9 protein-coding genes are annotated in these 7,834 nt (G+C 72.8%); 3 read left to right on the top strand and 6 right to left on the bottom strand.

The annotated features are described in order from the left end of the window. The first annotated feature begins 205 nt into the window (after positions 1-205). From BLW17_RS16040 to BLW17_RS16050, 3 genes are read left to right on the top strand one after another with little or no spacing between them, the layout of a single operon-like run. Positions 206-1,042, top strand: a complete 837-nt coding sequence (locus BLW17_RS16040; protein WP_036732551.1) for a hypothetical protein — start codon at positions 206-208, stop codon at positions 1,040-1,042. 4 nt (positions 1,043-1,046) lie between these two features. Beyond that, positions 1,047-1,391, top strand: coding sequence for a putative quinol monooxygenase (locus BLW17_RS16045; RefSeq protein ID WP_074827026.1), 345 nt, complete (start codon positions 1,047-1,049; stop codon positions 1,389-1,391). Then, complete coding sequence (locus BLW17_RS16050) at positions 1,391-2,209, top strand: DUF72 domain-containing protein (RefSeq protein WP_052176320.1); 819 nt, start codon at positions 1,391-1,393, stop codon at positions 2,207-2,209. Before BLW17_RS16045 ends, BLW17_RS16050 begins: the two co-directional genes overlap by 1 nt. A gap of 3 nt (positions 2,210-2,212) precedes the next feature. Here the strand turns inward: BLW17_RS16050 and BLW17_RS16055 are convergent, their stop codons facing one another. The 6 genes from BLW17_RS16055 to alr all read right to left on the bottom strand — a co-directional run bounded on the left by BLW17_RS16055 (position 2,213) and on the right by alr (position 7,532). Then, positions 2,213-3,076, bottom strand: coding sequence for a transporter associated domain-containing protein (locus BLW17_RS16055; protein ID WP_052176322.1), 864 nt, complete (start codon positions 3,074-3,076; stop codon positions 2,213-2,215). Between the two features lie 134 nt (positions 3,077-3,210). Beyond that, entirely contained in the window at positions 3,211-3,738 is a 528-nt protein-coding gene (gene ybeY / locus BLW17_RS16060; protein ID WP_052176323.1) for an rRNA maturation RNase YbeY, read from the bottom strand. Positions 3,739-3,743: 5 nt separating this feature from the next. Then, positions 3,744-4,853 (bottom strand): PhoH family protein, encoded by a 1,110-nt coding sequence (locus BLW17_RS16065; protein WP_036704497.1) that lies wholly within the window; start codon positions 4,851-4,853, stop codon positions 3,744-3,746. 143 nt (positions 4,854-4,996) lie between these two features. Then, positions 4,997-5,731: an ABC transporter ATP-binding protein gene (locus BLW17_RS16070; RefSeq protein ID WP_036712300.1), complete on the bottom strand. Its 735-nt coding sequence runs from the start codon at positions 5,729-5,731 to the stop codon at positions 4,997-4,999. Beyond that, on the bottom strand, positions 5,728-6,489 hold the full coding sequence (locus BLW17_RS16075; RefSeq protein WP_036704500.1) for an MlaE family ABC transporter permease: 762 nt from the start codon (positions 6,487-6,489) through the stop codon (positions 5,728-5,730). Before BLW17_RS16075 ends, BLW17_RS16070 begins: the two co-directional genes overlap by 4 nt. Next, entirely contained in the window at positions 6,486-7,532 is a 1,047-nt protein-coding gene (gene alr, locus BLW17_RS16080) for an alanine racemase (RefSeq protein WP_036732553.1), read from the bottom strand. The genes BLW17_RS16075 and alr overlap by 4 nt, the downstream gene beginning before the upstream one ends. Positions 7,533-7,834 lie beyond the last annotated feature (302 nt).

Genomic DNA, 7,834 nt, shown 5'->3' on the forward strand with positions numbered 1-7,834 from the left:
GGGAGTGCCGACCTTTGAGAGCCGCCTCGAACGGACTGTTCTGGCCGTTGGCATTGCTGCATGCCTTGCGATCCTATCGGTCGATGCCTCACCGCCCCAACCATCCCACCGCCACTCGACCCGATGCGCGCCCCGCCCACCCGCCTCTTGGCATCGTGGCCGGGCTGGCGCATCCTCCCCTCGAACCCGCGCGGCAGACGAGACGATGACCCCCAGACCGACGCTCCTCGCCCTGACCATCGCCCTCCTCGCCGGCCTGTCGGGAACCCCTGTCGTCGCCGCCCCGCAGGCCGCGCTGTGCGAGGTCACGCTCGGCGGCGCGCGCATCGACGGGCCGTGCCGCTTCACCCCGCGCAAGGGCGGCAGCTTCGACATCCGCATGGACGACGGCCGCCGCTTCGGCGGCGCCGAACGCCTGTCGCTAGACGTGACCGGCAAGGGTCGGGGACGGCTCTCGGGGTCGGACGGCCGGACGTGGGGCACCGCTCGGCGGCAGGCGGACGGCGCCTGCTGGGCCGCCACCGGCCTCACCGTCTGCGTCCGCGATCCGGGCGACGCCCCGGCCGCTGGCTCCAGGGGCGGCACGCCGCCGACCGAGGCGGAACGTCGCACGGCGTTCGGCGCGCGCTGCCACATGAGTGGCTGCACCTGGGTCATCCAGTCGGCCGCGCGCCAGATCGGCGAGGGCAGCGCCGCGATTCCCGGCCGGCGGGTCGAGGTTACGGCGCGCGTGGCCTCGGCCGAATATCCCGACGACTATCCCGCCCATCCCGAGGCGGGCCTCGACTGGAGCGCGCCGTTCACCGACCAGTATTTCTGCTCGCCCCGCCGCCCGGCCTTTGCCGACTCGGACGGCAGCTGGCAGGTGCTCGACCTGCCGCAGGTCTTCGGCGCGAGCGAGGCGGTCAGCCTGCGCTATCTCAAGGCCTGCCACCCGGGCACCGGCGACGATCCCTACGCCGCCGCCGAGGCGCTGGACCTTGCCCCCAGCCCCGACGCGGGCCGCCGCTTTCTCGATTTCGCCGCTCTCATTGCGAGGTGAGCCGATGACCTGCGCCTGCGGACAGCATCACGGCCCCTCGGCCAGCCACGGCCGTCCCGCGCCGACCGGCGCGCAGGTGGCGCTGTCGGGGCGGCTCACCTGCGCCGATGCGGGTGAGCTGATGGCGGTGCTCGCCCACGCGCCCGACCATATCGCGGCCAGCCGGGCCGAGCCGGGCTGCCTGCATTTCGCGCTGAGCCAGACCGACGACCCGCTCGTCTGGCATGTCGAGGAGCTGTTCGCCGACGAGGCCGCGCTCAAGGCCCACAAGGCGCGCACCACCGCCAGCCCCTGGGGCGCCGCGACGGCGGGGATCGCGCGCTCGATCCACCGCATCGACGCCGCCTGATGGCGCGCGCCCGCAACGCCAAGGCGCTCGGCCCGATCCGCATCGGCGTCGGCGGGTGGAGCTATGACCCGTGGAACGAGACCTTCTACCCCGCGGGGCTGCGCAAGGCCGACCAGCTCGCCCACGCCGCCAGCCGCCTGACCGCGATCGAGGTCAACGGCACCTTCTACCGCACCCAGACGCCCGAGACCTTCGCGGCCTGGCGCGCGGCGGTGCCCGAGGGGTTCGTGCTGGCGCTCAAGGCGCCGCGCTACGCCGTGCAGAAGCGCAAGCTGGCCGAGGCGGGCGAGTCGATCCGCCGCTTCACCGAAAGCGGTATCGACCGGCTGGGCACGGCGCTCGGCCCGATCCTGTGGCAACTCGCGCCGGCCAAGGCCTATGACCCTGAGGATTTCGCGGCCTTCCTCGACCTGCTGCCGGCGCAGGCGGGCGACCAGCGGCTGCGCCACGCGGTCGAGCTGCGCCACCCCTCGTTCGCGTGCGAGGAGGTGGTCGCGGCCTGCCGGGCGCGGGGCGTGGCCATCGTGCTCGCCGCCGACAGCGACTATCCGATGATCGCCGACCAGACGGCGGATTTCAGCTATCTGCGGATCATGGGGACCACCGAGCGCTACAAGGCCGGCTACGCGCCGCGGGCGCTCGACCTGTGGGCGCGCCGGGCGGGGCAACTGGCGTCCGGGCAGCAGCCCGAGGGGCTCGCCCCGCTCGGCGCGCCGCTAGGCGACGGCGCCCCGCGCGAGGTGTTCCTGTTCGTGATCTCGGGGCACAAGGCGCTCAATCCCCTCGCCGCCCTCGAGCTGATCCGGCGGGTGGGCTGAGCCTCACCCCGCCGGCGGATGCGGGGTGTCGGGCAGGCGGGCGCGGACCCGCTTGATGCGGCGGGCGTCGGCGTCGATCACCTCGAACTGCACGCCGCTGTCGTCGGTGACGATCTCGCCCCGCACCGGCACGTGGCCCGCGAGCATGAAGATCAGCCCGCCCAAGGTGTCGATCTCTTCCTCGTAGACGCCCGAGACGAGCTTGACGCCGATGGCGGCCTCTACCTGCTCGATCGGCGCGCGCGCGAGGATCATCCACTGGCCCGGCCGCTCCTGCACCCAGAGCCCGGTCTCGCCCTCGTCATGCTCGTCGTCGATGGCGCCGATCACCTGCTCGACCAGGTCCTCGAGCGTCACCAGCCCGTCCACCCCGCCGTACTCGTCGATCACCAGCGCCATGTGGATTCGCTTCTGCTGCATCTGCTGCAAGAGCGCGCCGATGGGCATCGAGCCGGGGACGTAGAGCAGCGGCCTGAGCAGCGGGCGCAGCGCGAAGCGCGGCACCGGGCCCTTGCCCGCGAACCCGTGCTTCATCGCCAGGTCCTTGAAGAGCACGAGCCCGAGCGGCTGGTCCAGATCGCCGCGATAGACGGGGACGCGCGAATAGCCGTGCTCGCGGAAGACCTCGACCAGTTCGGGCAGACCGACGGTGACCGGCACCGCGACGATGTCGGCCTTGGTCACGGCCACATCGTCCACCGTCTTGCGCCGCAGGTTGAGGATCGAGGGCGCCGCGGCGCTGGTCGCGGCCTCCATCATCGAATCGGGGGCCTCGTCGTCGCCGCCGTTCCCGGCCGAGGCGAAGCGCGTGAGGATGCGGCCGAGGAAGCCGCGCGACTGCGGCAGGTCGCGCCCCTCGCCGCCGATCCCGTCCGACCAGTCGGCATGGGCAGCGGAGGCGGTGACGGGCGATCGCGGCTCGGACGCGGCGTCGGGGTCTGCCGTGCCGTCGGTCGAACGTGCAGGCGGTTGCGGCAGGGAGGAGGACGGGGTCGGCACGCTCAGCTCTCGTGATAGGGGTCGGGGATGCCCAGACCGGCGAGGATCGAACGCTCGGCATCCTCCATGGTTTCCGCGTCGGCGTCGGCCTCGTGGTCGTAGCCGGCAAGGTGCAGGATCGCGTGCACCAGAAGGTGCGTGACGTGATCGGCGAAGGGCTTGCCCTGCTCGGTGGCCTCGCGCGCGCAGGTGTCGAAGCTGATGGCGATGTCGCCCAGCTCGTCGCCCTCGGGCGGCGGCGGCACCTCGCCCGGGCCGCGCGGGGGCGGCTCGGTCGAGGGCCAACTCAGCACGTTGGTGGGCACGGGCTTGCCGCGGAAATGCGCGTTCAGGGCCGCGATGCGCGCGTCGTCGCAGCCCATCACAACGATCTCGACCGCGTCGATGCCGAGATGGCGCGTCGTTGCCTCGGCCGCCCGCTCGGCCATGCCGCCCAGGTCCACGTCAAGCCAGCGCTCGTCCTCGATCACCAGATCGACCGGCGACGGGTGGTGCGCGTCCTCCGGCCCGGGCGCGTCCGGCTCGTCCATGCCGATCATGCCGGCTCTCCGCCCGGGGCGCGCCGCCACGGGTCGCGGCGCGGGGGATAGGCGCCGTAGCCCTCGGGCGGGGCCTCGGCGGCGCGGGCGGCGGCGGTCTCGTCATCGGCGTCGTAGGCGTGGATGATCCGCGCGACCAGCGGGTGGCGCACCACGTCCGAGGCGGTGAAGTAGCTGAACGAGATCCCCGGCACGCCCTTGAGGATGCGCTCGGCGTCCTTGAGCCCCGACTGCACCCCGCGCGGCAGGTCCACCTGCGTGCGGTCGCCGGTGATGACCATGCGCGAGCCCTCGCCCAGACGGGTCAGGAACATCTTCATCTGCATCGAGGTCGCGTTCTGCGCCTCGTCCAGCACCACGAAGGCATTGGCGAGCGTTCGGCCGCGCATGAAGGCCAAGGGCGCGATCTCGATCCGCTTCTCCTCGATCAGCTTGGCCATCTGCTTGGCGGGCAGGAAGTCGTTCAGCGCGTCGTAGAGCGGCTGCATGTAGGGGTCGACCTTGTCCTTCATGTCGCCGGGCAGGAAGCCCAGACGCTCGCCCGCCTCGACCGCCGGGCGCGACAGGATGATCTTGTCGACATGGCCGCCGATCAGCATCGTCACGCCGACAGCGACGGCGAGATAGGTCTTGCCGGTGCCCGCCGGGCCGATGCCGAAGGCGAGTTCGTTGGCGAAGAGCGACCGGACATAGTCCTTCTGCGCCTCGGTGCGCGGCTCGACGGTCTTCTTGCGGGTGCGCAGTTCGACCGGGCCGTGCTGGAACATCTCGAGCTGTTCGGCGGGCGTGGGGGACGGCGCGCCGTCCGGCTCTCCGCCCATCCTGAGCGCGGCCTCGACCTCGCCCATCTCGACCGGGCGGCCCTGCTCGAGCCGGGCATAGAGGCCGCGCAGCACCTGCGCCGCGTCCGCCTGGGCCTCGGCGGGGCCCACCACGGCCAGCAGGTTACCGCGGCGCAGGACATGGACGCCGAGCGCCTGCTCGATCCGGGCAAGGTGCCGGTCGTGCGGCCCGCAGAGGTCGATCAGCAGGCGGTTGTCGGGAAATTCCAGCAGGGTTTCGCCGGAATGGGCGGGGGCGGCAGTGTTCGTCGGGGTCAGACCCACGGGGGCGGTTTCCTCATCGGATGCGTCCGGTCCATCTTGCAAGCGCGTCCCGGGATGGCAAGGGAAAGCCGGCCCCGGGGGGGCCGGCGGCCTCCGGCGGGGATATTTTTGTCCAGCCCGAGGGGGCTGCCCAGCCCCGCCGCTCAGTCGCGCGGGCGGCCCTCGACGAAATCGCGCAGGCGCGGGTCGGGGGCGGCGTCCATCTCGGCCACGCCACCCGCCCAGGCGATGCGCCCGCCGGCGAGGAACGCCACCCGGTCAGCGATGGTGCGCACGCTGGTCATGTCGTGGGTGATGGTGACGGCGGTGGCGCCGGTCTCGGTCACGATGCCGCGGATGAGCGCGTTGATCGCCGCCGCCCGCTGCGGGTCGAGGCCGGTCGTCGGCTCGTCGAAGAAGATCACCCGCGGGTCGGCGGCGATGGCGCGGGCGAGGCCCACGCGCTTGCGCATCCCGCCCGAGAGTTCCGCCGGCATCCGGTCGGCCGTCTCGGGGCCGAGGCCCACGCGCGCCAGCCGCTCGACCGCGCGCGCCCGCGCGGCGGCCGCGGGCATGGTGCGGATGAGGCGGAAGGCGACGTTGCGCCAGACCGGCAGGCTGTCGAACAGCGCCGCATTCTGGAACAGCATTCCGAAGTCGCGCATGAAGGCGGCCCGGACCGCAGCCGTGCTGGCCGCGCCGTTCAGCAGGACCGCGCCCGCGTCCGGCGTCTCGAGCCCGAGGATCGTGCGCAGCAGCACCGACTTGCCGGTGCCCGAGCCGCCGATGACGACGAGACTCTCGCCACGGGGCACGGCGAGGTCGAGCCCGTCCAGCACCGGCGTGGCGCCGTAGGACTTGGCGAGGCCGCGGACCTCGATGACGGGGGGTGCGGTCATGTGAAGAACAGCCCGGTCAGGACGAAGTTGGCGGCGAGGATGCCGACCGAGGCGGCGACGACGGCGTTGGTCGTGGCCCGGCCCACGCCCTCGGCCCCGCGACCTGCGTGCATCCCGAACCAGCAGCCCGCAAGCGCCACGATGGCCCCGAACACCGCGCCCTTGATCAGCCCCGAGAGCACGTCCCAGCTTTCGAGATAGGCCCAGGAGTTCGAGATATAGGCCTGCGAGGTGAACCCCAGCGCGGTCGTGCCGACCAGCCAGCCGCCCATGATCCCGATCGCGTCGCCGACCGCGACCAGCACCGGCACCGACAGGATCGCCGCCCACAGCCGCGGCGTGACCAGCCAGCCCATCGGGTCGGTCGAGAGCGTCACCAGCGCGTCGATCTGCTCGCTCACCCGCATCGAGCCGATCTCGGCGGCGATGGACGAGGCGACGCGGGCCGCCACCATCAGCCCGCCGAGGACGGGGCCGAGCTCGCGGACCATGCCGATGGCGACAATGGCCGGCACCACGTCGCCGGCCTGGAACCGCTCGCCGCCCGAGTTGATCTGCAGGGCCAGCGCCGCCCCGGTGAAGAGCGCCGTCAGCCCCACCACCGGCAGCGACAGCCAGCCGATCCGCAGCAACTGGCGCGCCAGCAGCGCGGGGTGGAAGCCCGGCGCGGCGAGGCCGCGGGCGGCGAAGATCGCCACCTGCCCCACGCCGCGCACAACCCGCAGCGTGACCCGGCCGAGGGCCGCAAGCGGGTTCACGCCCCCTCGCCCACCCAGCGGCGGGCATAGCGCGCCCCGAGCGAGGTCAGGATCTCGTAGCCGATGGTCCCGGCCTTCGCGGCCAGCGCATCGACGCCCTGACGGTCGTTCAGGATCTCGAGCTCGGCCGGCACCTCGGGCAGGTCGGTCACGTCGGCGGTGATGAGGTCCATCGACACCCGCCCGACGATCGGCGCGGACCGCGCGCCCGCCCAGAGCGCCACGTCCTTCCCGGTCAGCGACCGCAGCAGCCCGTCGGCGTAACCCGCCGAGACGGTGGCGATCCGCGACCGGCGCGGCGCGGTCCAGGTGCAGCCATAGCCCACCGCCTCGCCGGGCTCGACCCAGCGGGTCTGGATCACCTCGAGCGCCAGCCGCACCACGGGCCGGGCGTCGGTGAAGGGCTCGGCGCCATAAAGCCCGATGCCGGGCCGCGTCACGTCGAAGTGATAGTCGGGGCCGAGCAGGATGCCGCCGGTTGCCGAGAGCGAGCGGGGCGCAGCGACCCCCTCGGTCATGCTGCGGAAGGCGGCAAGCTGCGCCGCGTTGGCGGGGTGGCCGGGTTCGTCGGCGCACATCAGGTGCGACATGACGAGCGCCGGGCCGGTGCCGTCGCCGGTCGGCGCGGCAAGCGCCTCGGCGCGGACGGCGGCCCACTCGGCCGGCTCGAACCCCAGACGGTTCATGCCGCTGTCGAGCTGGATGCCGAAGGCGCCACGAGGGCGCAGCGCGCGGTCGCGGAAGAACTGCTCGGGGCTGTTCAGCACCGGCACGAGGCCGGTCAGGTCCTGCCCCGGCATATGCCCCGACAGCACGAAGATGCGCGCGTCGGCCCCGAGAAGCGGCCGGATCGCCCGCCCCTCACCCGCCTGCGCCACGAAGAAGTCGCGGGCACCCGCAGCGTAAAGCGCCGGCGCCACCCGCGCTGCGCCCAAGCCGTAGGCGTCGGCCTTGACCACGGCGCCCGGGCGCGCACCCGGCGCCCGGGCGGCGAGGGCGCGCCAGTTTGCCGCGATGGCGGCCAGATCGATCGTCAGTCCCATGCCGGGGGGCATGGCCCCGCCCCGGCGCGGCGTCAAGCCTTCGCCACGCGGCCGCGGCGCCGCACCCGCGCGCGCCACCTATACGGCTTTTCAGTTTAAGCAGCGGTTTCCCAACGTAGTTTGCAAAGTTTCCGCTTTCCGCTTTGCGGCGCATCGCGCGCGCCTTATGGTCCCGCGCAACCCGAACACAGGCATGCAAACCACAGAGGGCGGCGATGAAGGACATTCCGGGACAGCTCGAGCAACTTCGCGCCGAGGCGAGGCTTGGCGGCGGCCAGCGGCGAATCGACGCCCAGCACGCC

Source organism: Paracoccus sanguinis, assembly GCF_900106665.1.
Classification (GTDB): Bacteria; Pseudomonadota; Alphaproteobacteria; order Rhodobacterales; family Rhodobacteraceae; genus Paracoccus; species Paracoccus panacisoli.

Excerpts from the sequence above, each read along its gene's own strand:
- alr (WP_036732553.1), bottom strand. The coding sequence starts at position 7,532 with ATGGGACTGACGATCGATCTGGCCGCCATCGCGGCAAACTGGCGCGCC.
- BLW17_RS16050 (WP_052176320.1), top strand. The coding sequence starts at position 1,391 with ATGGCGCGCGCCCGCAACGCCAAGGCGCTCGGCCCGATCCGCATCGGC.
- BLW17_RS16070 (WP_036712300.1), bottom strand. The coding sequence starts at position 5,731 with ATGACCGCACCCCCCGTCATCGAGGTCCGCGGCCTCGCCAAGTCCTAC.
- ybeY (WP_052176323.1), bottom strand. The coding sequence starts at position 3,738 with ATGGACGAGCCGGACGCGCCCGGGCCGGAGGACGCGCACCACCCGTCG.
- BLW17_RS16040 (WP_036732551.1), top strand. The coding sequence starts at position 206 with ATGACCCCCAGACCGACGCTCCTCGCCCTGACCATCGCCCTCCTCGCC.
- BLW17_RS16045 (WP_074827026.1), top strand. The coding sequence starts at position 1,047 with ATGACCTGCGCCTGCGGACAGCATCACGGCCCCTCGGCCAGCCACGGC.